22 protein-coding genes are annotated in these 23,682 nt (G+C 73.8%); 7 read left to right on the forward strand and 15 right to left on the reverse strand.

The window, feature by feature from the left end; translation table 11 throughout:
* Positions 1-44: 44 nt before the first annotated feature.
* A complete protein-coding gene (locus ACVGV0_RS17700) occupies positions 45-917 on the forward strand; it encodes a MurR/RpiR family transcriptional regulator (protein ID WP_459156806.1) in 873 nt (290 codons plus the stop codon).
* A gap of 84 nt (positions 918-1,001) precedes the next feature.
* Complete coding sequence (locus ACVGV0_RS17705; RefSeq protein ID WP_459156807.1) at positions 1,002-2,249, forward strand: pyridoxal phosphate-dependent aminotransferase; 1,248 nt, start codon at positions 1,002-1,004, stop codon at positions 2,247-2,249.
* Positions 2,250-2,315: 66 nt separating this feature from the next.
* Here ACVGV0_RS17705 and ACVGV0_RS17710 read toward each other — a convergent pair whose 3' ends face one another.
* The 4 genes from ACVGV0_RS17710 to thyX form a co-directional block, all read right to left on the reverse strand.
* Positions 2,316-4,001 carry a ribonuclease J gene (locus ACVGV0_RS17710; RefSeq protein ID WP_459160047.1) on the reverse strand — a complete coding sequence of 562 codons (1,686 nt, stop codon included), beginning with the start codon at positions 3,999-4,001 and terminating at the stop codon, positions 2,316-2,318.
* 35 nt (positions 4,002-4,036) lie between these two features.
* The gene (dapA, locus tag ACVGV0_RS17715; protein WP_459156808.1) at positions 4,037-4,993 is read right to left on the reverse strand and encodes a 4-hydroxy-tetrahydrodipicolinate synthase; all 957 of its coding nucleotides are present in this window, start codon (positions 4,991-4,993) and stop codon (positions 4,037-4,039) included.
* 271 nt (positions 4,994-5,264) lie between these two features.
* Complete coding sequence (locus ACVGV0_RS17720) at positions 5,265-5,891, reverse strand: TIGR03085 family metal-binding protein (protein WP_459156809.1); 627 nt, start codon at positions 5,889-5,891, stop codon at positions 5,265-5,267.
* A 226-nt stretch (positions 5,892-6,117) separates the two neighbouring features.
* A complete protein-coding gene (gene thyX / locus ACVGV0_RS17725) occupies positions 6,118-6,870 on the reverse strand; it encodes an FAD-dependent thymidylate synthase (protein WP_459156810.1) in 753 nt (250 codons plus the stop codon).
* A 305-nt stretch (positions 6,871-7,175) separates the two neighbouring features.
* Between thyX and ACVGV0_RS17730 the strand changes: the two genes are divergently transcribed.
* Together ACVGV0_RS17730 and ACVGV0_RS17735 are read left to right on the forward strand one after the other, a co-directional pair.
* Positions 7,176-7,739: a YlcI/YnfO family protein gene (locus ACVGV0_RS17730; protein WP_459156811.1), complete on the forward strand. Its 564-nt coding sequence runs from the start codon at positions 7,176-7,178 to the stop codon at positions 7,737-7,739.
* Between the two features lie 43 nt (positions 7,740-7,782).
* Entirely contained in the window at positions 7,783-8,766 is a 984-nt protein-coding gene (locus tag ACVGV0_RS17735) for a DUF4097 family beta strand repeat-containing protein (protein WP_459156812.1), read from the forward strand.
* A 211-nt stretch (positions 8,767-8,977) separates the two neighbouring features.
* On the opposite strand, the gene ACVGV0_RS17740 is transcribed toward ACVGV0_RS17735, so the two are convergent.
* The gene (locus ACVGV0_RS17740; RefSeq protein ID WP_459160048.1) at positions 8,978-10,234 is read right to left on the reverse strand and encodes a winged helix-turn-helix domain-containing protein; all 1,257 of its coding nucleotides are present in this window, start codon (positions 10,232-10,234) and stop codon (positions 8,978-8,980) included.
* Between the two features lie 103 nt (positions 10,235-10,337).
* Between ACVGV0_RS17740 and ACVGV0_RS17745 the strand changes: the two genes are divergently transcribed.
* Positions 10,338-10,976, forward strand: coding sequence for a GNAT family N-acetyltransferase (locus ACVGV0_RS17745; protein WP_459156813.1), 639 nt, complete (start codon positions 10,338-10,340; stop codon positions 10,974-10,976).
* Positions 10,977-11,079: 103 nt separating this feature from the next.
* Positions 11,080-11,580, forward strand: a complete 501-nt coding sequence (locus ACVGV0_RS17750) for a hypothetical protein (RefSeq protein ID WP_459156814.1) — start codon at positions 11,080-11,082, stop codon at positions 11,578-11,580.
* Positions 11,581-11,652: 72 nt separating this feature from the next.
* On the opposite strand, the gene ACVGV0_RS17755 is transcribed toward ACVGV0_RS17750, so the two are convergent.
* From ACVGV0_RS17755 to truB, 9 genes are all read right to left on the reverse strand, one after another.
* Positions 11,653-12,045 (reverse strand): hypothetical protein, encoded by a 393-nt coding sequence (locus ACVGV0_RS17755; protein ID WP_459160049.1) that lies wholly within the window; start codon positions 12,043-12,045, stop codon positions 11,653-11,655.
* 106 nt (positions 12,046-12,151) lie between these two features.
* Positions 12,152-12,904, reverse strand: coding sequence for a 4-hydroxy-tetrahydrodipicolinate reductase (gene dapB / locus ACVGV0_RS17760; protein ID WP_459156815.1), 753 nt, complete (start codon positions 12,902-12,904; stop codon positions 12,152-12,154).
* Complete coding sequence (locus tag ACVGV0_RS17765) at positions 12,901-14,313, reverse strand: M16 family metallopeptidase (RefSeq protein WP_459156816.1); 1,413 nt, start codon at positions 14,311-14,313, stop codon at positions 12,901-12,903. The genes dapB and ACVGV0_RS17765 overlap by 4 nt, the downstream gene beginning before the upstream one ends.
* Positions 14,314-14,438: 125 nt before the next feature.
* Positions 14,439-16,712, reverse strand: a complete 2,274-nt coding sequence (locus tag ACVGV0_RS17770; RefSeq protein ID WP_459156817.1) for a polyribonucleotide nucleotidyltransferase — start codon at positions 16,710-16,712, stop codon at positions 14,439-14,441.
* A gap of 318 nt (positions 16,713-17,030) precedes the next feature.
* On the reverse strand, positions 17,031-17,300 hold the full coding sequence (gene rpsO, locus ACVGV0_RS17775; RefSeq protein WP_459156818.1) for a 30S ribosomal protein S15: 270 nt from the start codon (positions 17,298-17,300) through the stop codon (positions 17,031-17,033).
* Positions 17,301-17,509: 209 nt separating this feature from the next.
* Entirely contained in the window at positions 17,510-18,079 is a 570-nt protein-coding gene (thpR, locus tag ACVGV0_RS17780; protein WP_459156819.1) for an RNA 2',3'-cyclic phosphodiesterase, read from the reverse strand.
* Between the two features lie 135 nt (positions 18,080-18,214).
* The gene (locus ACVGV0_RS17785) at positions 18,215-18,706 is read right to left on the reverse strand and encodes a helix-turn-helix domain-containing protein (RefSeq protein WP_459156820.1); all 492 of its coding nucleotides are present in this window, start codon (positions 18,704-18,706) and stop codon (positions 18,215-18,217) included.
* A gap of 149 nt (positions 18,707-18,855) precedes the next feature.
* Positions 18,856-19,836 (reverse strand): bifunctional riboflavin kinase/FAD synthetase, encoded by a 981-nt coding sequence (locus ACVGV0_RS17790; RefSeq protein ID WP_459156821.1) that lies wholly within the window; start codon positions 19,834-19,836, stop codon positions 18,856-18,858.
* A gap of 262 nt (positions 19,837-20,098) precedes the next feature.
* Positions 20,099-21,013, reverse strand: a complete 915-nt coding sequence (gene truB / locus ACVGV0_RS17795) for a tRNA pseudouridine(55) synthase TruB (RefSeq protein WP_459156822.1) — start codon at positions 21,011-21,013, stop codon at positions 20,099-20,101.
* A 315-nt stretch (positions 21,014-21,328) separates the two neighbouring features.
* Here truB and def point away from each other — a divergent pair, with 315 nt between their 5' ends.
* A complete protein-coding gene (gene def / locus ACVGV0_RS17800) occupies positions 21,329-21,832 on the forward strand; it encodes a peptide deformylase (RefSeq protein WP_459156823.1) in 504 nt (167 codons plus the stop codon).
* Between the two features lie 290 nt (positions 21,833-22,122).
* On the opposite strand, the gene ACVGV0_RS17805 is transcribed toward def, so the two are convergent.
* Positions 22,123-23,544 carry an MATE family efflux transporter gene (locus tag ACVGV0_RS17805; RefSeq protein WP_459156824.1) on the reverse strand — a complete coding sequence of 474 codons (1,422 nt, stop codon included), beginning with the start codon at positions 23,542-23,544 and terminating at the stop codon, positions 22,123-22,125.
* Between the last annotated feature and the right edge of the window lie 138 nt (positions 23,545-23,682).

The following is a 23,682-nucleotide window of genomic DNA, read 5'->3' on the forward strand; positions in this document are numbered from 1 at the left end:
GTGCGAGGCTGGAACGATCAGCGCGCACAGCCCTGGAGGTCGTCGTGACCGCCCCGCGGAACTACACGGAACTGCGCGAGGCCCTGCAAACCCGGATGAGCTCCCTCGCCCCCGGGCAGCAGCGCATCGCCCGCGTGCTGCTGACCGAGCCGGAGAGCACGGCCTTCCGCAGCATCAGCGAGACCGCGCGCGCCGCCGAGGTGCACCAGTCCTCGCTCGTGCGCTTCGCCAACTCCCTCGGATTGGCCGGATACCCCGACCTCGTCCAGCTCTGCCGCGACCGGCTCACCGAGCAGGCCCACCTCGTCACCCGGTTCGAACAGGCCAGCCGGCACACCTCCGCCGAGGAGCTGCTGACCGCCGTCGTCGAGCACGACCGGGACAACCTCACCCGCACCTTCTCCCGCATCGACCCCGCGGAGTGGGAGCGGATCGTCGCGCGGTTGGCGCAGGCTCCGCGGGTGCACGTGATGGGACTGCGCAAATGCCGTTCGGTGGCCCAACTGGCGAGCTACCTGCTGCACATGGTGCGGCGCGACGTGCACCTCGTGGCACCGGCGCTCGGGGGCCTCGTGGACGAAGTGCGCGATCTGGCCGCCGGGGAGCTGTTCCTGGCCGCCTCGATCCGCCGCTACACCGCCGATACGGTGCGCGCTTTCGAGGTGGCGAGCCAGCGCGGCCTGCACACGGTGGCGCTGACCGACGACGCGGCCTCACCGCTGGCCGCGGTCGCCGACGACGTACTCCTCGTCGAATGCGAAGGGGTCACGCTCTTCCGCTCGCTCACCGGGTTCACCTCCGTCGTGCAAGCCCTGGCCACGGCCACGGCCATCGAACTGGGCACCAGCAGCCGCTCCGAGCTGCTGGAGGACGAGCAGTTGTTGGAGACCTTCGGCGCCTACGAAGAGGAGCGTTGACGCAACCGTAGTTGCTTTTATTTATTGAAACGCAAATAAGATTGTGCAACGCTCGGCGCGAACGATACGCGCGGGAGGTGCACGGTGGTACGGCACTCGGCGACGCTCGCCCTCGATGAACGGCTCCGCGCCCGCAGGGAAGCGGGAGAGGACGTCCTGCACCTGGGCTTCGGCGAAGCCGGACTGCCCGTGCACCCCGACGTGGCCGCTCGACTCGCCGGCGCGTCCGGCCACAACGCCTACGGGCCCGTAGCCGGCTCGGTGACCGCCCGCACGGCTGCAGCCGGGTACTTCGCCCGCCGCGGCCTGCCCACCGAACCGGACGAGGTGATGCTCGCCCCCGGCAGCAAAGCCCTCCTGTTCGGCCTGCTGTCCGTTCTTCCCGGTGACGTCGCGCTGCCGCGCCCCTCCTGGGTGAGCTACGCGGCGCAGTCCGCACTGGCCGGCAAAAACGTGCTCGACGTGCCCGTCGCCGAGGGCAGCGGCGGCGTCCCCGACCCCGAGCGGCTCGACGAGGTCCTCCGCACCGCCGAGCGGGAGGGGAACGCGCCCGGTTGCCTCGTGCTCACCATCCCGGACAACCCCACCGGCGTGGTAGCCGAGCGGACGCTGGTGACCCGCGTCTGCGACGTCGCCGCGCGCCACCGGCTGACCGTCCTCGCGGACGAGATCTACCGGGACCTCTCCGACGCACCGGACTTCCCCGACCCAGCGTGGATGTTGCCCGAACGCACCATCGTCACCAGCGGCCTGAGCAAGAGCACGGCGCTCGGCGGCTACCGCATCGGCTTCGCCCGCATTCCCCGCACCGGTCACATGGACGGCGTGCGCGACGACCTCGTCGGGCTCGCCAGCGAGGTGTGGTCCGGCCTGGCCGCCCCGATGCAGGAAGTGGCTGCGTGGGTTCTCGGAGAACCGCCCGAGATCACCGAGCACGTCGCCGCCTCCCGGGCGCTCCACCGACGCGTCGTCGACCGGGTCCACGGCCTCTTCCTCGAGGCCGGGGCGCACTGCCGCTCCCCGCGCGCCGCCTTCTACCTCTACCCGGACCTGGAACCGCTGCGCCCGGCGCTGGCCGCGCGGGGGGTCAGCACGGGACGGGACCTGGCCGATCACCTGCTCACCGAGCACGGCATCGGCGTGCTCGCAGGCGAGGAGTTCGGCGACACCGACCGAGCGCTGCGCTTCCGCGCGGCCACGAGCCTGCTCTACGGCAGCACGACCGAGCAGCGCTGGCAGGCGTTGCGCAGCGACGACCCGTGCGCGCTGCCGTGGATCAGCGAGGCGCTCGACCGCTTGCGGCACGCCCTCGGTGCGCTGAACCATCCGTGAGCACGACCGCCTGGCGCCCGGACCTCGCGCCCACGAGCGGCGGGCCACCGCGAGGCGGGCGAGGCCTCACTCGTGCACGGGCAGCACGTTCGGCACGATCATCGGGCGGCGGCGGTAGGCCTCGGCGACCCAGCGGCCGACCACCCGGCGCACCGCCTGGGCGATGCGGTGCGTGTCGGTGATTCCCTCGGCCTCGGTGCGCGCCAGCTCCATCTCCACCATCGGCACGACCTCGTCCAGGGCCTTCGGGTCGTCCGAGAACCCGCGGCCCGCGATCGTCGGCGAGGACACCGCGCGACCGGTGCCCGACTCCACCGCGACCGTGATCGAGATGAACCCGCCCTCGCCGAGGATGAGCCGGTCGGACAGGGTGGACTCGCCCACGTCGCCGACGGAGAGCCCGTCGACGTAGACGTGGCCGACCTCGACCCGCCCGGCGATGCCGGCGGTGCCGTCGACCAGGTCGAGGACCACGCCGTTCTCGGCGATGTGCACCTGCTCGCTGCCGACGCCGGTGAGCTCGGCGAGCTCGGCGTTGGCCCGCAGGTGCCGCCACTCGCCGTGCACCGGCATGACGTTGCCCGGGCGCACCGCGTTGTACAGGTACAGCAGCTCGCCTGCCGAGGCGTGCCCCGACACGTGCACCTTCGCACCGCCCTGGTGCACCACCTGCGCCCCGAGCCGCACGAGCCCGTTGACGACGGCGAACACCGCGGTCTCGTTGCCGGGGATGAGCGAGCTGGCCAGCACCACCGTGTCCCCGGACCGGATGCTGATCTGCTTGTGCTCGCCGCGCGCCATGCGGGACAGCGCCGAGAGCGGTTCGCCCTGCGAACCGGTGGAGACGAACACGACCTCCTGCTCGGGCATGTCCATGGCCTCGTCGAGGTCCACCAGCAGCCCCTTGGGCACGTGCAGCAGCCCCAGCTCCGCGGCGATGTTCATGTTGCGCATCATCGACCGGCCCACCAGGCACACGCGGCGGCCGTGGGCCGCGGCCACGTCGAGGATCTGCTGCACGCGGTGCACGTGGCTGGAGAAGCACGCGACGATGACGCGCTGCTGCGCCTTGCCGATGACCCCGTCGAGCACCGGGCCGATCTCCCGCTCGGGGGTCACCACGCCGGGTACCTCGGCATTGGTCGAGTCGACGAGGAACAGGTCCACGCCCTCGTCACCGATGCGGGAGAAACCCGCCAGATCGGTCAGCCGGCCGTCCAGCGGCAGCTGGTCGAGCTTGATGTCGCCGGTGTGCAGCACCGTCCCGGCGGGCGTGCGGATCGCCAGCGCGAGCGCGTCCGGGATGGAGTGGTTGACCGCGAAGAACTCGAGGTCGAACGCCCCGCGCTGAGCGCGCTGCCCCTCGGCGACCTCGACGAGCACCGGGTCGAGCCGGTGCTCGGCGCACTTGGCCTCCACCAGGGCCAGCGTGAACTTCGAGCCCACGATCGGCATGTCCGGGCGCAGCCGCAGCAGGAACGGCAGGGCGCCGATGTGGTCCTCGTGCCCGTGGGTGAGCACGATCGCCTCCACGTCGTCGAGGCGCTCCTCGACGAACCCGAAGTCGGGCAGGATGAGGTCCACGCCCGGCGCGTCGTCCTCCGGGAACAGCACACCGCAGTCGACGATCAGCAGGCGGCCCTCGTGCTCGAAGACCGTCATGTTCCTGCCGACCTCGCCGATCCCGCCGAGCGCCACCACGCGCAGCCCCCCGCTGGTCAGCGGGCCCGGCGCGGACGCCGACTTCGACACGGCCGCGGTTTGGCCGCTCTCCGTGGACTTCTCGCTCACCGCTGGGTCCCCTCTGCCGCCGTGTCCGGATTCACCAGTACGAGACCAGCTTCCCACAGGTCGCTCGTGATCAGGCGAACCTGGTCGTCGGTCGCCACCGGGATCGGCAACCGCGGCTGCCCCGTCTCCACTCCGCAGGACCGCAGCGCGGTCTTGGCGAACAGCACGCCGCCGGCCACGCTCATCGAGCGGTACACCGGCAGCAGGCCGTTGTGCACCTGGCGCGCCCCGGCCACGTCGCCCGCCTCGTGGGCGTCGATCATCGTGCGCAGCCGGTCCGCCACGACATGACCGATCACGCTGACCACGCCGACCGCACCGACCGACAGCCACGGCAGGTTCAGCGGGTCCTCACCGGAGTAGTAGACGATGTCCGTGTTGGCCATGACCTCGCTGCCGGCGAGCAGGTCGTGCTTGGAGTCCTTGACCGCGACGATGCGCGGGTGCTCACCGAGGCGCTTGAGCGTGTCCACCTGGATCGGCACCACCGAGCGCGGCGGGATGTCGTAGAGCATCACCGGCAGGTCGGTCGCATCGGCGACCTCGCAGAAGTGCTGGTACAGCCCTTCCTGCGGCGGACGCGAGTAGTACGGGGTCACCACGAGCAGCCCGTGCGCGCCGGCGTTCGCGGCGGACTTGGCCAGAGCCACCGAATGCGCGGTGTCGTTCGTCCCCGCGCCGGCGACGACGGACGCCCGGTCACCGACCGCCTCGACCACGGCGCGCACGAGGCGCTCCTTCTCCTCGTCGGAGGTGGTCGGGCTTTCCCCGGTGGTGCCGTTGACGATGAGCCCGTCGTTGCCGAGCCGGTCCACGAGGTAGGTGGCGAGCTCCTGGGCAGCCGGAACGTCGAGCTTTCCGTCCTGGTCGAACGGGGTCACCATCGCGGTCAGCACGCGACCGAACGGCCGCCCCGCGGTCGCACTCGGAGTGGTAGTGGAGCTGTCGGTCATAACTCCTGACGCTACCTGGTCGGGCCGCAGGTCAGCGCGCCCGTCTCAACCCGCGTCGACCGATCCGGGGCCGCTGCCCGGGGACACCGGAAACTCCGCGGGCGAGCGGCCCCGACCGCGGATTCTCTTGCGGCGCAACCGTCCTCGTCCGGCAGGTTTCCGCGCGGCACCCGCGGGGCGGGCCGGGGCGCGGCACCGGCGTCCCGGTGGCGGTACCGCGACGACCGCGCCCCCGGAAGCGGGCACGCGCCCGCATCGGCCGGCGGGGCGCTCAGAAGCTGCGCCGCAGGTCCTCGACGGCGGCGATGTCCGCCTCGTTCCCCTCGAACTCCACCTGCGCCTGCTTGCGCCCGAACGCGCGCAGCAGCAGTTCGCCCGGCTCACCGAGCAGCCGCACGGTGCGCGGGCCCTGCCTGGCGGCGATCTCCGTGCCGTCGGGCCGCCGCAGCACCACACCGACCGGGCTGCGCCCGTAGAAGACGCGGGCGACGCGGCCGAGCGCCTTCCACAGCACCTCCTCCCGCTCGGGGTCGCTCGCGCGCGGCAGCCACCCCTCCCGGGCCCGCCGCACGTCCTCGTGGTGCACGAAGAACTCGGCGGAGTTCACCGCTTCGTCGACCGCGCCGACGGCGAACGGGTGCCACTTCGGAGCTCCCCCGCGCACCCGGTCGACGAGGTCGTGCCACGGCAGGTCGTGGAGCTCGCGCTCCACCCGCTGGCCCCGCTCGGCCAGCGCCTTGACCACGCGTCCGGCCATCGCGTCCGGACGCCGTTCCCGCACCACCAGGTGAACGGCGAGGTCCCTGGTGGCCCAGCCCTCGCACAGGGTCGGTGCCTCCGGCCCGACCTGTTCGAGGAGATCGCAGAGCTGTCGACGTTCGTCACTGGCCACACCCATGGGACCACTGTAGCCAGCACCACCACCGGGACGCCGCAGGTGATCACCGCTGCCGCCCCCACCAGCAGCGCACCGGCGCCACCCGGCGTGTCGGGGACCGGCGCAGCCCGATGCGGTCAGCCCCGCACGCGGCTCCTCCGCCCCGCTGCACGCGCGAGGCTCCTCGAGGAACGGCGCACCGGCCACCGCGGTCAGCGCCCCGGCAACGGCACCGCCGCGAGCGGCGTCAGCCCTCGTTGACGTAGGGGCTGGAGGCCACCTCGCTGCCGTCGGCGAGCGCGGTGATCTCGAAGTCGCCGAACACGTTGCCCGCGACCTTCTGCAGCTGCCGCAGGCACTCCACGGCCAGCGCGCGGATCTCCACGTCGGCGTGCTCGGTGGCCCGCATCGCGACGAAGTGCCGCCAGGCGCGGTAGTTGCCGCTGACGACGATGCGGGTCTCGGTCGCGTTCGGCAGCACCGACCGCGCGGCCTGCCGGGCCTGCTTGCGCCGCAACGTGGCCTTGGGCTCGTCGGCGAACTTCTCGTTGAGCGCCCGCAGCAGATCGGTGTACGCGTCCACGCTGGCCTGGGTGGCCGCCTCGAACTTGGCGTGCAGTTCCGGGTCCTCGGCGATCACGTCCGGCTCCACCATCGCCGCGTCCCGCTCCGGGACGTACCGCTGGGACAGCTGCGAGAAGGAGAAGTGGCGGTGCCGGATGAGCTCGTGGGTCAGCGAACGCGACATGCCGGTGAGGTAGAACGTGGCCGTGCCGTGCTCCAGCACGGACAGGTGCCCCACTTCGAGGATGTGCTGCAGGTACCCGGCGTTGGTCGCGGTGGCGGGGTTGGGCTTGTGCCACGACTGGTAGCACGCCCGGCCCGCGAACTCCGCGAGGGCCTGTCCGCCGTCGGCATCGGTCGACCAGTCCACGTCCTCCGGCGGGAAGAACTCGGTCTTGCCGATGAGCTGCACTTTCGGCGGCACGATTTCGGTCACGGCGGGCGGACCCCTTTCCTTCGCTGCGGCTGCCGGGGAGGCGCGGCGCAACGGCACCGCGCCGCCCCCGAGGAGCAGGCGCGTCGACTCCCCTTCGTCCTCGTCGAGGGTAACCGCCGCGGGCGGAGGCCCCGCGGCGCACCGGCGGCTCCCGGGACCGCCCGCATCGCGGTGCACCGCCGGTCCCCACCGCGCGCCGCTGCTCGTGCGGCGGGCACCGCCGCGGTTGCCGAGGACCGCCCGCACCGGCCCGGTGACGCCGCCGCGGGATTGTGCGGTGTCACGAGCAGCGTCATAGTGATGTCATGGACCTCAGCCCGTACATCAACCAGCTGCGCGAGGACCTCAGCTCGGCCGCCTCGGCCGGTGACGACCACACGCGCCACGCGGCCGCCGCGCTGTCCGCGAGCCTCGAGCCCGCGGCGCGCCTGGCGATCATGAACGCGCTGTCCGACCTCGCCGCCGAGATCACCACCCAGCTCGACGGTCCGGTGGTGGAGCTGCGCCTCGACGGCCGCGACGTGCGCGTCGTCGTCAGCGGAGCGGGGCCGGCCGAGGAGGACGGACCCGGCGAACCGCCGCCACCGCCGCCCAGCGCCGACGGCGGCGACGTCAGCCGGATCACGCTGCGGCTGCTCGACGAGATCAAGTCGCAGGCCGAGCAGGCCGCCGCAGGCCAGGGCGTCTCGCTGAACGCGTGGGTCGCCCAGGCGGTCCAGGAGGCGCTGCACGGCGGCCGCCCCCGCGGCCCGTGGGACCACCACCGTCCCGGCCGCCGCCCCGCGCGGGCCCCGCACACCGACCGCACCTGGTGGAACGAGGGCTCCGACGGCGCGGGTTCCCGCATCCACGGCTGGGTGGAGAACTGACGCCGGGACGGCGGAATCCCCGGGAAGACGGAAGGACACGGCCATGACCGACGAAGACCCCACCGGCCCGGACGAACCGCAGGACGCGCGGGCGCGCGCGGACGACGCCGGCGAGTCCCCCGGCCTGGTCCGCAGCCTCGACTTCGACACGCCGCAGCCGCTGACCCTCGACATCGGCGACAACCACGGTCCCGTCACCGTCGAGCTCACCGACACCGCGGTCACCCAGGTCGAGGTGCGGCACGATCCCGACGCGGACGCGCCCGACTGGCGCGGCGGCCTCGCGGGCCTGCTCAACTGGGTCACCGAGCAGTTCGGCGAGGCGGGCGCGCGCACCGGCCGGGACCCCGAGCGCGGTCGCGAGCGCGAACCGGCGACCGAAGCGGTGCGCAACACCCGCGTCGAGCTCACCGGCAACCGGCTGGTCGTGCGCACCCCCAGCGGCGCCCCGCTGCGCAACGTCCCCGTGGCCGTGCGGGTGCGGGCCCCGGCGCACTCCGAGCTGTCCGTGCAGGCCGGCTCCGGCGACGTCACCGTGACCGGCACCGCCGTGCGCGCCCAGGTGCACTCCGGCGGCGGCGCGGTCTCGCTGGCCGGCTCCACCGAACGCGCCACGGTGCGCACCGGTTCCGGCCAGCTCCGCCTCGGGTTGATGAAGGGCGGGGTGCACGCGCGCAGCGGCAGCGGCGACGTGGAGATCGCGGGCGTGCTCGCCGCGTCCTCGGTGGTCACCGGCAGCGCGGACGTGTGGCTGGGCGAGGTCGGCGCCGACGTGCTCGTGCGCTCCGGCAGCGGCGACCTCAGCGTCACCGACGCCGCCGCCGGGGAGCTCGAGCTGATCACCGGATCCGGGGAGATCCAGGTGGCCCTGCGCCGCGGGCGCAGTGCCGAGGTCGACCTGACCTCCAGCGCCGGTTCGGCGCGCAGCGACCTCGACGTGCGCGACCAACCGCCCGCCACGACCCCGGAGCTGCACGTGTACGGGCGGACGGGGACGGGCGACGCCGTGCTCACCTCGGCGCTGTGAGCGTTGGGGAGTCCGCGGATCGGCTGGCGCCGCGGGTCGGGTGGGGAACCTCCGGCGGGTCGGTCTGCGTGCGAGGGAGGAAGCGGCTGCGCCGCTTACCCGGCGGACCGCTGCGGCCAAGCACGCGACCGCCGCTCCGCGGTCTGTTGATCGGGACGTTGTCGAGTCGTTCTGCCCGCTGCGGGTGGGTGCTCTGGCGCAGTTGGGCGGATCACTGCACCGCATCCCGCAGCTCGCGGGCCAGCGGACCGGCGAGGTCCCCGCGCCCGCCGACCGCGACGCGCTCCAGCCCGAGCCAGTCGGCCATGGTGCGGAGCTCGGCGGCGAGCTCACCGGCCACGCGGGCGCACCGCCGCTCGGGTTCGGCGAAGGCCGCCGGCACCCGCAGCGCGCCGGCGCGGCGGTCGGCCTTGAGGTCCACGCGGGCCACCAGCTCGCCGTCGAGCAGGAACGGGAAGACGTAATAGCCGTACTCGCGCCGGTCGGCGGGCACGTAGATCTCGATGCGGTAGCGGAAGCCGAACAGCCGCTCGGTGCGCGCGCGTTCCCACACCACCGGGTCGAACGGCGCGAGCAGGGCGCGGCCGGTGATCGCCCGCGGGGCGCGCGCGGTGGTGTGCCGGTAGGCGCGGTTGCGCCACCCCCGCACCGCCACGGGTTCCAACCGCCCGGACTCGACGAGCTCGGCCACGGCGCGGCGCGACTGCTCCGGGTGCAGCCGGTAGTAGTCGCGCAGGTCGGTCTCGGTGCCGACGCCGAGCGCCTGCCCGGCGCGGTCGACGAGCGCACGCACCGCCTCGCCCTCGGCGACCTCGCGGGTGAGCACCTCCGGCGGCAGCACCCGCTCGGGCAGGTCGTACTTGCGCTCGAACCCGCCCGCCGAACCCGCGGCCTCGCCCGCACCCCGGCCGGTGCGGGTGGCCGCGGTCAGCTCCCCGCGGGCGAAGAGCAGCTCGCAGGCCTGTTTCGTGTCGCTGCGGTCCCACCATGTGCCGCGCCGGGGCCGCTGCTGCCCGGCCAGCTCGCGTTCGATCTCGCCCGCCCCGACCGGCCCGCGCTCCTTGACCGCGGCGAGCACGTCGTCGACCAGCTGCGGCTCGCGATCGGCGACCTCCGCCAGGCGGGTGCGCCAGGCCCCGCCGGCTTCCCGCATCCGCCACCGCAGCAGCGGCCAGTCCTCCACCGGCACCAGGGAGGCCTCGTGCGCCCAGTACTCCACCAGCAGCCGCGGGCGGCGCGCGGAGTGCGCCCAGGCCGCCCCGTCCACCAGCTCGCCCGGGTACGCCCCGAGCCTGCTGAACAGCGGCATGTAGTGCGCGCGCACGGCCACGTTGACCGAGTCGAGCTGGATGAGCTTGATCCGCGACAGCACCCGGCGCAGGTGCCGCCGGTCCACCGAGCCGGACGGGCGGCGATCGGCGAACCCCTGCGCGGCGAGCGCGGTGCGGCGCGCGGTGCCGGTGTTCATCGTCTGCACGCCGCAGATCGTGCCACCGTCCACCGACACCCCGCGGTGCACCCGGGGTGACCGGGCGGTGACGCGGGGAGGCCGTCCGCGTTAGGTTCACCACATGGCAGATGCCGAGGTGCGTACCGCCACGACCGCGGACGCCGCCGAGATCGCCCGCATCCAGCTGTCGACGTGGCGCACCGCCTACGCCGAGCTGCTGCCCGCCACCGCGTGGGAACGCCTCGACGAGGAGGAGGTCGCGCAGCACTGGGCGGAGACGATCGCGGACGGGCCCGCCCACGTGCTCCTCGCCACCGAAGGGCCGTGGGCCGTCGGGTTCTGCGCCGCCGGCACCGCCCCCGAGTCGGAGTCCGCCGCGGCCGACGGCACGCCGGCCGCGGACGCCTCCGCGGTGGCCCTGCTCAGCGCACTGCTGGTCGAACCCCGCTGGGGCCGGCGGGGGCACGGCGGGCGCCTCGTCGCGCGCGCGGGCGAGGTGCTGCGGCAGGAGGGGATCACCCGCGGCATCACGTGGACGGCCGAGTCCGACTCGGCGTCGATGTTCTTCTTCCGCCGCCTCGGCTGGGCGCCGGACGGTACCGTGCGTACGTTGGAGGCCGACGGCCAGATCGTCCGGGAGATGCGCCTGTCCGGCGGGTGGGACGTCCCGCTGCGGGAGGGGAACCCCGCGGCATCGGGCACCGCCGACATCGACGCCGTCGGGGCGGCGCAGGACCTGTTCGACCTGCCCGGCCAGTGAGCACCGCGGTGTGCTCGCCGCCGCAGCGGCGGCGCGTGCTGAACGCGGTCCGCGCGCCGCGCCCGGCGGGCTCGGCGCTGCGGCGCGAGGTGAGGAGGGTGCGGTGGCCGCGGTGCTCGGGCTGCTCGGCGCCGCCCTCGGCGTCGCGGTCGTCTCCGCCGTGTTCCCCCTGATCAGCGTCGAGATCTTCGCGCTCGGGGTGCTCTTCGGCGGTGCGGACGTGCCGTGGTGGGCGCTGGCGCTGGTCATCGCTGTCGGGCAGATCGCGGGCAAGACGCTGCACTACGGGGCCGCCCGCGGCGCCGTGCGCCTGCCGGGGCTGCTGCGCCGCACCGGCCGCTTCCCCCGGCGGCGGGCGCGGACGCGCGCGGCCGCGCTGCTCGAGCGGTTCCGGGACACCTGCCGGCAGCGCCCGGCCTGGAGCGGCGGGGTGCTGCTGGCCAGCGCGGCGGCCAGCGTCCCGCCGTTCGCCGCGACCGCGGCGGTCGCCGGCTGGGCGCGCGTGTCCCTGGCGCTGTTCCTCGTCACCGGGTTCACCGGCCGCCTGGTCCGGTTCGGGGTGCTCACCGCCGCCCCCGCGCTGGTGCACGGCTCGGCGGCGTGAGGACGCGCGCCCCGAGGGCACCGCGCTCCGCGACCACCCCGAGCGGCGCACGTCCCGGAGGGCCGCGCCACTTCACCGCTCGGACGAGCCGCGCTCCAGCTCGATCGCGCGCCGCATCGCCCGCCGGCCGCGGTTGCGGTCACCGGCCAGGTCGTAGGCCTCGGCCAGCGCGTACCACCGGCGCCAGTCCTGCGGGTCCTGCTCCAGCTCGGACTGCTTCTGCTCGAACCACGCGTCGGCGGCCTCGCGCTCGACGCGGCCGGACGGGCGGCGGGGCAGGTGGGAGACGTCCGGCAGCGCGTCCTCCGCGTCCAACCGCCGTGCGAGCCGCTCGGTGCGCACGCCGAAGCGCAGCTGGTCGTACACGAGCAGCGCACCGATCAGCGGCAGCACGAGCACGCCCACCCCGAACAGGGCGAACGCCCAGCGCCCGCTGGTGATGAGCACGAACGCCCGCTCACCCATGAGCACGAGGTACACGACCAGGGCGAACGCGGCGACGAAAGCAGCCGTCCGCGGCGTCCACCACCGGCGCTGCCCCACCTGCTGCTCACTCACGCGCATCCCCCGCTCACAGCCCCATGAGGGCGTCCAGGCCGACCGTGAGCCCCGGGCGCTGCCCGATCTCGCGCACGGCCAGCAGCACGCCGGGCATGAAGGAGCGCCGGTCGTAGGAGTCGTGCCGGATGGTCAGCGTCTCGCCGTCCGTGCCGAACAGCACCTCCTGGTGCGCCACGAGCCCGGCCATGCGCACCGCGTGCACCGGAACCCCGTCCACCTCGGCGCCGCGGGCGCCGTCCAGCTGGCTGCTCGTCGCGTCCGGGGCCGGCCCCACGCCCGCCTCGGCGCGCGCCTGCGCCACCTGGCGCGCCGTGCGGGTGGCCGTGCCCGACGGCGCGTCCACCTTGTTCGGGTGGTGCAGCTCGACGATCTCGGCCGACTCGAAGTAGCGCGCCGCGATCTCGGCGAAGCGCATGGACAGCACCGCACCGATGGCGAAGTTCGGCGCGACGATCACGCCCACCCGGGGGTTCTCGCCGAGCACGCCGCGGACCGCCTCCAGCTCGTCCGGGCCGAGCCCGCTCGTGCCGACGACGACGTGGATGCCGTTGTCGACGCAGAAGCGCACGTTCTCCAGCACCGACTCGGGGCGGGTCAGTTCCACGGCCACCTGCGCGCCCGCGTCGACCAGTCCGGACAGCGGGTCCTCGCGGTTGATCGCGGCGACGAGCTCCGCGTCGGGCGCCTCGCCCACGGCCCGGACCGCTTCCGAACCCATGCGCCCGCGGGCACCCAGCACGCCGACCTTGAGGGGGGAATTCACGTCACGTCTCCTTTGCTGACCCGTCCTGCCTGCGCTGTTCCCGCGCCCTGCCGCCGCGCACCGCGGCGACCGCCCCGCGCCGGCCCCACCGCCCCGTCCGGCAGGTCGGCCTCCCGCTCGTACGGACCGACGACCGCCGTCGCCAGCGGACGGGTGAGCAGCTCCCCGGCGAGTGCGGCGACCTGCTCGGCGGTGACAGCGTCGATGCGCTCCAGCGCGCGTTCCACGCTCTCGTGCTGCCCGTGGTTGAGCTCGCGCTTGCCGACGCGCACCATCCGCGCGGCGGTGTCCTCCAGGCCGAGCACGAGCGCGCCGCGCAGCTGCCCGCGACCGCGGCGGACCTCCTCCTCGGACAGCCCTTCCCGGGCGACCGTACCGAGCACCTCGCGGACGAGGGCGCACACCTCGCCGAGGCGGTCCGGCGCGCACCCCGCGTACACCGAGAACATCCCGCTGTCGGAGAACGCGGTGCTGTCCGAGTGCACCGCGTAGGCCAGGCCGCGGCGCTCCCGCACCTGCTGGAACAACCGCGAGCTCATGCCGCCGCCGAGCGCGGCGTTGAGCACGCCGAGGGAGTAGCGCCGCTCGTCGTAGCGGTCGAGGCCGCGGCAGCCGACGAGCACGTGGGCCTGCTCCGTGTCCGAGGGCTGCAGGGCCAGCGGGCGCTGCCGCGGGAACCTGCCGCCACCGGTCCGCAGCGGCCGCGGGACCTGCCCCGCCGGGAAGCGCTCGCCCAGGGCCTGCCGCACCTGCCGGACCAGCCGCTCGTGGTCGACGTTGCCCGCCGCGGACAGCACCATCCGCTCCGGCCGGTAGTGGCGCCGGTAGAAGCCGTGCACCCGCGCGCGGCTCATGCCCTGCACCGACTCCTCCGTGCCCAGCACGGAGCGCCCGAGCGGGTGGCCGCCGAACAGCGACTCGGTGAACAGCTCGCCGAGCGCGTCCTCCGGGTCGTCGTCGCGCATGGCCATCTCCTCGAACACCACGCGGCGCTCCAGCTCCACGTCCCGCGCTGTGTTGCGGGCGGCGAACACGACGTCGCAGAGCACGTCGACCGCCAGCGGCAGGTCCTCGTCGAGCACCTGCGCGTAGAAGCAGGTGTGCTCCTTGGCGGTGAACGCGTTGAGCTCACCGCCGACCACGTCCACCTCGGCGGCGATGCCGGCCGCGGAACGCCGCTCGGTGCCCTTGAACAGCAGGTGTTCCAGGTAGTGCGCCGCGCCGGCCTGCGGGCGCGTCTCGTCCCGGGAGCCGACGTCGACCCACAGGCCCGCACCGGCCGACCGCGAACCGGGCACCTGCTCGGTGACCACGCGCAACCCGCTCGGCAGCACGGTGCGGCGCACCGCGGCGGTGTCCGAGCGCACCACAACCCGTGCGCTGCCAGGTCGCTGCTCTTCTCGCCCCATCGTCCCGTCACGTCCACCGCGGTTGGCGCTCACCCGAATCGTCCCGTCGAACGATACGGCCCGCCCGGATGCTCCGAGCGGGCCGTTCCGTCCGGTGTTCCACCGGTCACGTCGGGGTCAGCCGATCACTGCGCGGTTTCCGCGGTCTCGCCGGACTGCTCCTCCGCCGCGCCGGCCTGGGCATCGCCCTCGGCGTCGCCCTCGCCCTCGTCGACCGGGACGAGGCTGATCTTGCCGCGGCTGTCGATGTCGGCGATCTCCACGCGCAGCTTGTCGCCGACGTTGACGACGTCCTCGACCTTGCCGATGCGCTTGCCGTTGCCCAGCTTGGAGATGTGCACCAGGCCGTCCTTGCCGGGCAGCAGGGAGACGAACGCGCCGAACGCGGCCGTTTTCACCACGGTGCCGAGGAACCGCTCGCCGACCTTCGGCAGCTGCGGGTTCGCGATCGAGTTGATCTTCTCGATCGCCGAGTCCGCCGAGGGGCCGTCCGCCGCGCCGACGTAGATCGTGCCGTCGTCCTCGATGGTGACCTCGGCGCCGGTCTCCTCGGTGATCGAGTTGATCATCTTGCCCTTCGGGCCGATGACCTCGCCGATCTTGTCGACCGGGATGCTCACCGAGGTCACGCGCGGGGCGTGCGGGCTCATCTCGTCCGGCTCGCCGATGGCCTCGGACATCACGCCGAGGATCGTGAACCGCGCGTCGCGGGCCTGCTCCAGCGCCTGGCCGAGCACCTCGGAGGGGATGCCGTCCAGCTTGGTGTCCAGCTGCAGCGCCGTGACGAACTCGCGCGTGCCGGCGACCTTGAAGTCCATGTCGCCGAAGGCGTCCTCCGCGCCGAGGATGTCGGTCAGCGCGACGTAGCGCCGCTCACCGTCCACCTCGTCGGAGACCAGGCCCATCGCGATGCCCGCCACCGGGGCCTTCAGCGGCACACCGGCGTTGAGCAGGGACAGCGTGGAGGCGCAGACCGAGCCCATGGAGGTCGAGCCGTTCGACCCGATCGCCTCGGAGACCTGCCGGATCGCGTACGGGAAGTCGTCCCGCGACGGCAGCACCGGCACGATCGCCCGCTCGGCGAGCGCGCCGTGGCCGATCTCGCGCCGCTTCGGCGTGCCCACGCGGCCGGTTTCCCCGGTCGAGTAGGGAGGCATGTTGTAGTGGTGCAGGTACCGCTTCGTCGTCTCCGGCGAGAGCGAGTCGATCGTCTGCTCCATGCGCAGCATGTTCAGCGTGCTCACGCCGAGGATCTGGGTCTCGCCGCGCTCGAACAGCGCCGAACCGTGCGTCCGCGGCACCACGCCGACCTCGGCGGAGAGCTCCCGGATGTCGGCCACGCCGCGGCCGTCGATGCGCACCTGGTCGCGCAGGATGCGCTGCCGCACCAGCTGCTTGGTCAGGTCCTTGAAGGCGCCGCCGACCTCCTTCTCCCGGCCGGCGAACTCCTCGCCCTCGCCGACGCCGACGCGCTCCAGGGCCGCGGCCTTGAGCTCGTCCAGGCGCTCCTCGCGCTCCTGCTTGCCCCCGATCTTGAGGGCCTCGGCGAGCTCGTCGGAGACCGCGCGCTCCACGGCGGTGTAGACGTCCGGCTCGTAGGCCGGGAAGACCGGGTACTCCTCGGCGGCCGAGCCCGCGGCGCTGGCCAGGCGCTGCTGCGCCTCGCACAGCGTGCGGATGAACGGCTTGGCCGCCTCCAGGCCCTCGGCGACCACGCCCTCGGTCGGGGCCTGGGCGCCCTCGGCGACCAGCTCCGCGGTGTGGTCGGTCGCCTCGGCCTCGACCATCATGATCGCCACGTCGTCACCGACGACGCGGCCGGCGACGACCATGTTGAACACGGCGCGCTGCAGCTGCTCGTGCGTCGGGAAGGCCACCCACTGCCCGTCGATCAGGGCCATGCGGGTGCCGCCGACCGGGCCGGAGAACGGCAGGCCGGACAGCTGGGTGGACGCGGAGGCGGCGTTGATCGCCAGCACGTCGTACAGGTCACCCGGCGCCAGGCTCATCACCGTGAGCACCACCTGCACCTCGTTGCGCAGGCCGTCCGCGAACGACGGGCGCAGCGGGCGGTCGATGAGCCGGCAGGTGAGCACCGCGTCGGTGGAGGGACGCCCCTCCCGGCGGAAGAACGACCCGGGGATGCGCCCGGCGGCGTACATCCGCTCCTCGACGTCGACCGTCAGCGGGAAGAAGTCGAGCTGCTCCTTGGGCTGCTTGGAGGCGGCCGTCGCCGACAGCAGCATCGTCTCGTCGTCCAGGTAGGCCACGGCGCTGCCCGTGGCCAGCTTGGCCAGCCGACCGGTCTCGAAGCGGACCGTCCGCTTGCCGAACGCGCCGTTGTCCAGCACGGCCGTGGTTTCGTACACGCCCTCTTCGGGCGATTGGGTCTCGGTCACTCTGATGACTCCTTGCTCCTCGCGAGGCTCACGGCGAGCAGCTGGAGTGCGGTCCGAAAGGGCCGGCCATCGATCGAAGCCCCCGGAGGACTCGTCGTCCGAGAGCCACTACCGAGGACCGGCGGAACGCCTTCCGCTGGCACCGTGAGCACTCTGTTCACGCATCCGGCGCAGCGCGGCGCCGGACACCCCCATTCTGGGGGCGGTGTTCCGTTGTTCGCACCGTGTGCGCACCGCCGCGACCCCCGCGGGATCGCGGCGGTCGCGCACGGCCCCGCATGCGGAGGGGAGCGGCCGCGGCCGCTCCCCTCCCGCGGTTCAGCGCCGCAGACCGAGTCGCTGGATCAGCGAGCGGTAGCGGGCGATGTCCACCTTGATCAGGTAGTTGAGCAGCCGGCGGCGGCGCCCGACCATGAGCAGCAGACCACGTCGCGAGTGGTGGTCGTGCTTGTGGAACTTCAGGTGCTCGGTCAGGCCGGTGATCCGCCTGGTCAGCAGCGCGACCTGGGCCTCCGGCGAGCCGGTGTCGCTCTCGTGCAGGCCGTAGTCGGCCAGGACCTGCTTCTTCTCCGCAGTGGACAAAGCCACGAGTGCACTCCTTGTCAAAACGTCCCGCGGTTTCCGTCGACCTGCGCGCCACGAGCCGCGACCCGCGGAGCGGAGCTCCGCGCGGTCGTGGTTCACGCCGTCGCAGGGGGCGGCCGCCACGGACCGCAGCCGTCCCGCTGTCAGGGTATCAGGGGCGCTGCCCCCAGCGGCCGAAGCGCCGCGCACCGCGGCGAACCGCCCCGCGGCGTTCACCCCGAGGGGGACGCGGCACCCGCGGGGACCCGGTGCAGGACGCGGTACTCCGGACCGGACTCCCCGGGCACGCTGCGCACCAGGGTGATCTCGGGCACGTCCCAGCGCGGGCCCGCGTACTCCGCGAAGAACTCGGCCAGCGCCCGGGTCGGTTTGCCGTTGCTCCAGCGCGCGACCGTCAGGTGTCCGCGGTACCCCTCCGGATCCCCGCCGGCGATGCGCACGAGCTCGCCGAGCACCGCCGCGTCCGCGTTCGTGGCGGGCTCCACCCCGATCCACAGCACGCTGCGGAACACGCCGGCACCGGCCAGCCGCAGCCGCGGCGGCACGACCTCGGCCTTCACCAGGTCGGCCGCCTCCCTGTCCAGCCGTTCGGCGATCTCGTCCGGATCGGCGGCCTCGCCGTGGAAGCACAGCGTCAAGTGCCAGCGGTCGGCCGGCACGAAGCGGAACCGGCGCAGTCCCCGGGACAACTCGGCGACCTGCCGTTCCGGGAGTTCCGCGATCTCCGCCGCCAGGTGGTCGACCGCCACCTCCGCGGGCCACAGCGCGGTGAACAGCCGCATACGCCTTCCGTGTCTCGTCGCGAGCTCGATGACCACCTCCGCCCCGGGCGCGGCCAGCACGACCGCGGGCGGACGCGTCTCCTTCCGTGTGCGGTCCCCATCGTGCCGCGCCTCCTCCGCCGGCGCGACGCCCCGTCACCGCGCGCCCGGCTCCGGGCCCACCGCGCGCCGCAGGAAGTCCGCCAGCTCGGGGTGCCGGGCGGCCAGCAGCCGCGCGGCCGACCGCAGCTCCTGCGGTTCGGCCACGTCGCGCAGCACCGACCACGCGATCTCCTCCCGGGCGCTGCTGGAGACCGGTAAGTCGTCGCGGCCCACGGTCGGCCGGGAGCTCCGCACGTCATGCAGGGCCAGCTCGATCGCCTCCGCGTCCCCGGAGGCCACCCCGGGGATGAGCACCTTGCGCTCCAGCATCACCAGGCGCGCCAGCACCGACGGGTTGCCGATCTTCGCGCGGCTGCCGCTCATGACCTGGCTGAGCATCGCGGGGCTGATCCCCAGCACCCCCGCCAGCTGCGCCTGCGAGATCCGGAAGGCCACGACGAGCCGGCGCACCCGGTCACCCAGCGGTTCCCCGTACCACTGCCGCTGCAACTCGCGGTTCCGCCGCACTGTGTCGCGCTTGGCCATCGTTCCCCCGGATCGACTGCTCCCGCCGCGCTCGGACGCGGTTCCCGGACCTGGATCCTGCCAGCCCGGCAGGTCGAGAAGGTCCGGAATCGGCACATCGGTCCGGGCGGCACCGCACTCGGCCACCGCGCGCCGCGCCGGTCCGGAGCTCACCCCTCGCCCAGCGCAGCCCGCGTGTCGGCGACGTCCTGCCGCATCTGGGCCACCAGGGCCTCGGCGGAGTCGTAGCTCTCCATCGGGCGCAGCCGCCGCACGAAGTCCAGATCGACGTGCTCGCCGTAGAAGTCCTCGGACACGTCGAGCACGTACGCCTCGACGGTGCGCTCCGTCCCGGAGAACGTCGGGTTGCTGCCGACCGAGACCGCGGCGGGCAGCGGCTCGCTGCCGTCCGCCTCGCGGTCGCGGCGGTGCGTGAACCAGCAGGCGTACACGCCGTCGGCGGGGACCGCCGCGAACTCCGGCATGGACAGGTTCGCCGTGGGGAAGCCGAGCTCCGAACCACCGCGGCCCACGCCGCGCACCACGATCCCCTCCAGCCGGTGGTAGCGGCCCAGAGCCGCCGCCGCGGCCCCCACACCACCCGCGTCCACGCAGGAGCGGATGAACGTCGACGAGAAGGTCACCTCCGCGGTGCCCGCCTCGTCGCGGGGCGTCGGCCCGGACAGCAGGCTGTCGGTGGCCACGTCGAAGCCGAACCGCTCCCCGAGCTGCGCGAGCGTGTCGATCGTGCCGGCGGCCTTGTGCCCGAAGGTGAAGTTCTCCCCGACGACGACCTCGGCCACGTGCAACCGCTCCACGAGCAGCTGGTGCGCGAAGTCCTCCGCGGACATCCGCGCCGTCTCCTGGGTGAACGGCAGCACGCAGAACACGTCCACGCCGAGCTGCTCGACCAGTTCGGCGCGCCGCCGCAGCGTCGTCAGCTGGGCGGGGTGGCTGCCCGGGCGCACCACCTCCATCGGGTGCGGGTCGAAGGTGAGCAGCACGCACGGCACACCGCGCTCGCGGGCGCGGTGCACCGCGTGGCGGATCAGCTTCTGATGCCCCCGGTGCACCCCGTCGAAGACGCCGATCGTCACAACGCACCGGCCCCAACCTGCGGGGATCTGCTCCAAACCACGCCATCGCTGCACGGCTCGCAAGCCTATCGCCGGTCCTCCGCACGCCGCCGGGGAGGCACCGTCGCGGCGTTGCGCGCGGCGGAGCGCCGCCCGTGCGCGCGGAGAGCCGCACCGCGCGGCCGGACCGGGCATCGGCGGCGGTCCCGCCACCCGGCCCGGATCGCCGAGCGCACCGGGGCGGCACCGCGCGCCGCGGTTGCGCCCACCGGGACGCCGGCGAGCCGCTGCTCCGCGTCCCCGCGAGGATGCCTCGGGAGCCGGTTCCGCGGCCTCCTCAGGCCGGGTTGAGCACGAGCACCGGTTTGGCCTTGCGCCCCTCGTCGCGGACGAGCGCGACCACCGAGCCCTGGGGGTCGAACATGCCGTAGGTGCCGGGGACCTCCGCGGCCGGGACCGGTTGCCCGTGCGCGAGGGCGCGCGCGGTGCGCGCGTCCACGTTGCGCCGTTCGAACCCGGCCTCCACCGAGCGGTCCAGGTCCAGCGACAGCTCCGGCCGCTCCGCCAGCTGGTCGAGGGTGCGCGCCGCGGCCAGGCCGAACGGGCCCACGCGGGTGCGGCGCAGCTGCGCCACGTGACCGCCCACCTCCAGCCGGGCGCCGAGGTCGCGGGCCAGCGCGCGCACGTACGTTCCCGAGGAGCACTCGACGAGCACGTCGATGTCGGTCGTGCGCTCCTCGCGGTGCACGGCGAGCACGTCGAACCGCGAGACGGTCACCGGGCGCGCCTCGAGCTCCACCTCGTGGCCCTCGCGGGCCAGTTCGTAGGCGCGGCGGCCGTTGACCTTGACCGCGCTGACCGCGCTGGGCACCTGCTCGATCTCACCGGTCAGCGCGGCCACCCCGGACCGGATCGCCTCCTCCGGCACGGCCGAGGCGTCCTGCTGCGAGCGCACCTCGCCCTCGGCGTCCTCGGTGCCGGTGGTCACGCCGAGCCGGATCGTGGCCAAGTACGCCTTGGTGTCCATGGCCAGGTGCCCGAGCAGCTTGGTGGCCCGCTCCACGCCGAGGACGAGCACGCCCGTGGCCATCGGGTCGAGGGTCCCCGCGTGCCCGATCTTGCGGGTGCCGAGCAGGCGCCGCGTCCGGGCGACGACGTCGTGCGAGGTCATGCCGCCGGGCTTGTCGACGACGAGCAGGCCGGGCGGCACGGCGGGCCGTTGGGAACGCGAACTGCGGGCGGACACGAGCATCCATCTTCCCGCACGCCACCGGGGCTCCGGCGAGGGGGCGAGGCAGAGCTGTTCGCTCGGGCGCGCCGCGGACGACCCCTCCTGCTGCCGCAGCCGCCGCGCTTCCCCCACCTGCTCTACCGGCACCGCGGTGCACCACCTCCGCCGTGAACGTCCTGCACGGTGCTGCACCCACCCAGTGAAACCACCGGAAACGTCCCACCGCTCCGGCCGGCAGGGCTCCGGCCGGGCAGCACGCGCTTCCGGAGGGCGCACCGGCGGATCGTAGAGTGGCCTCCCGGTCAGCATCGGTCCGCAGAGCAGAGGAGTGCACGCGTGCCTGTCCGCCCCATCCGCACGTTCGGTGATCCGGTCCTGCGCGAACGCACCGCGCCGGTGACGGTCTTCGACGACCGGCTGCGAAGCGTGATCACGGATCTGCTGGACACCGTCGACCAGCCCGGGCGGGCCGGGCTCGCGGCACCGCAGATCGGCGTGGGCGTGCGGGCGTTCAGCTACAACGTCGACGAGCAGTTCGGCTACGTCGTCAACCCGGTGATCGCCGAGCTCTCTGCGGAGGAGCAGGACGATGAGGAGGGCTGCCTGTCGCTGCCGAACCTGAGCTTCCCCACCCGCCGCGCGCAGCGGGCCGTCGTCCGCGGCGTGGACCTGAACGACGAACCGGTGACCGTCGAGGGCGAGGGCCTCATGGCGCGCTGCCTGCAGCACGAGGTCGACCACCTCGACGGCATGGTCTACCTCCAGCGGCTCGACGCCGGGACGCGCCGCGAGGCCTACCGCCAGGTGCGCGGACAGGACTGGTTCTGGCAACCGGCCTGAGCCTGCGCCCGGCGGATTCACCAGCCTCGGTCACCCGTTGGCGTGGTCAGGAGCCCACTACGGGGTCGCGGATTGGTGGTCGGTGCTTTGGTCGCACCGTTCGTCAGGTAAGCGGCGGAGCCGCTTCCCTTCCGCGCAGGCAGGCCGAGCCGCCGGGGGTTCTCAGGCGTTGCCTCGCGAGGACAGCCCCGACGTTGTGTAGGTGGCTACCCGATGTCGGGGATCCCAGAGCGAGGCAGCGCCTGAGGTTCCCCCACCCGCCCCACAACGCCAGCCAACCCGCGGACTCTCTACGGGGTCGCGGTCGAGGCGGGGGCCACGCCCACCACCGCCCAGCGCCCCGACCACCAGCGGGCCAGCAGCGTGCCCAGTCGGAAGAGCATGAACAGGCTCAGCCCGGTCCAGATCCCCGACAGCCCCCAACCGAACGCGAGCGAGAGCCAGATCATCGGCAGGTACCCGATCCCCGCGCTCAGCAGGGTCGCCGTGCGCAGGAACGCGGCGTCCCCGGCACCCAGCAGCACACCATCCAGCCCGAAGACCACGCCCGCGACCGGCTGCAGCACCACGAAGAACCACCACGCGTGCGGCACCTCGGCCAGCACGCTCGCGTCGTCGGTGAACAGCCGGGGCAGCACACCGGACAACGCGGCGAACACGACCCCCAGCGCGAGGCCGAAGCCCAGCGCGTAGGCGGCGATCTGCCGCGCGATCCCCTTCGCGCTGCGCGCACTGCCCGCACCGAGCGCGGCCCCCACCAGCGACTGCGCGGCGATCGCCAGCGAGTCCAGCACCAGCGACAGGAACGTCCACAGCTGCCACACGACCTGGTGCGCCGCGGCCGTGTCCGCGCCCGCCCGGGCCGCCACCGAGGTCGCCGAGACGAAGCAGATCTGGAACCCGAGCGAACGCAGCACCAGGTCCCTGGCCATCCCCAGCTGCGCCCGCATCGTGCCGAGGTCGGGGCGCAGCGGGACCCGCTCGACCGCCAGAGCACGCAGGAACAGCGCAGCGCTGACCGTCTGGCCCGCGACGTTGGCCAGCGCGGACCCCTCCAACCCGAGCCCGGCCGCGTAGACGAGCAGCGGGCACAGCACCGCCGAGAGCGCGTTGCCGGTGAGCACGATCCGCAGCGGCCGCACCGTGTCCTGCACGCCGCGCATCCACCCGTTGCCCGCCATCGTCACCAGCACCATCGGCGCGCCGAGCACGGCGATGCGCAGCCAGCTCGTGGCCGCCTCGGCGATCGGACCGGCACCGGCCATCGCACCGGCGACGGGTCCGGCGGCGAGCTGCGCGACCAGCAGCAGCGCCAGGCCGACGCCCAGCGCGAGCCACGTGGCCTGCACGCCCTCGGTGATCGCGGCACCGCGCCGACCGGCCCCGTGCAACCGCGCGGCCCGCGCCGTCGTGCCGTAGCTGAGGAACGTCAGTTGGCTCGACACGAGCGTGAACAGGGTGCCGCCGAGCGCGAGACCGGCCAGCGGAACGGCCCCCAGGTGACCCACGACCGCGGTGTCCACGAGCACGTACAGCGGCTCGGCCGCCAACACCCCGAGCGCGGGCACCGCCAGCGCCAGGATGCGCCGCGGGGACACGCGGCCGCTCTCGAGTTCGCGATCCACCCCGGGGTCCCGATCAGCCCCGGCGCCCCGATCAGCAGCAGTCTCCCGCCCCGCGGCGGTGCCCTGCTCCGCGTCCGTCACACCCATCTCCGTTCCACACGACGTGTCGGTCTCCAGCGGGCCACCCGCAGTGCCCGCGGCGGCCCCTCGCAGCCCGGCCCTCCCGCGGGGCCGAAACGGGCAGGCGGATGTCGCGCCCGTCGCGCACGAGCGGCGAGGCCGCCC

It is taken from the genome of Salinifilum ghardaiensis, from assembly GCF_054491345.1.

Excerpts from the sequence above, each read along its gene's own strand:
- ACVGV0_RS17745 (WP_459156813.1), top strand. The coding sequence starts at position 10,338 with ATGGCAGATGCCGAGGTGCGTACCGCCACGACCGCGGACGCCGCCGAG.
- ACVGV0_RS17720 (WP_459156809.1), bottom strand. The coding sequence starts at position 5,891 with ATGGGTGTGGCCAGTGACGAACGTCGACAGCTCTGCGATCTCCTCGAA.
- truB (WP_459156822.1), bottom strand. The coding sequence starts at position 21,013 with ATGCTCGTGTCCGCCCGCAGTTCGCGTTCCCAACGGCCCGCCGTGCCG.
- thpR (WP_459156819.1), bottom strand. The coding sequence starts at position 18,079 with ATGCGGCTGTTCACCGCGCTGTGGCCCGCGGAGGTGGCGGTCGACCAC.
- ACVGV0_RS17735 (WP_459156812.1), top strand. The coding sequence starts at position 7,783 with ATGACCGACGAAGACCCCACCGGCCCGGACGAACCGCAGGACGCGCGG.
- ACVGV0_RS17740 (WP_459160048.1), bottom strand. The coding sequence starts at position 10,234 with ATGAACACCGGCACCGCGCGCCGCACCGCGCTCGCCGCGCAGGGGTTC.
- ACVGV0_RS17765 (WP_459156816.1), bottom strand. The coding sequence starts at position 14,313 with ATGGGGCGAGAAGAGCAGCGACCTGGCAGCGCACGGGTTGTGGTGCGC.
- ACVGV0_RS17730 (WP_459156811.1), top strand. The coding sequence starts at position 7,176 with ATGGACCTCAGCCCGTACATCAACCAGCTGCGCGAGGACCTCAGCTCG.
- ACVGV0_RS17805 (WP_459156824.1), bottom strand. The coding sequence starts at position 23,544 with ATGGGTGTGACGGACGCGGAGCAGGGCACCGCCGCGGGGCGGGAGACT.
- ACVGV0_RS17785 (WP_459156820.1), bottom strand. The coding sequence starts at position 18,706 with ATGGCCAAGCGCGACACAGTGCGGCGGAACCGCGAGTTGCAGCGGCAG.
- dapA (WP_459156808.1), bottom strand. The coding sequence starts at position 4,993 with ATGACCGACAGCTCCACTACCACTCCGAGTGCGACCGCGGGGCGGCCG.
- ACVGV0_RS17755 (WP_459160049.1), bottom strand. The coding sequence starts at position 12,045 with ATGGGTGAGCGGGCGTTCGTGCTCATCACCAGCGGGCGCTGGGCGTTC.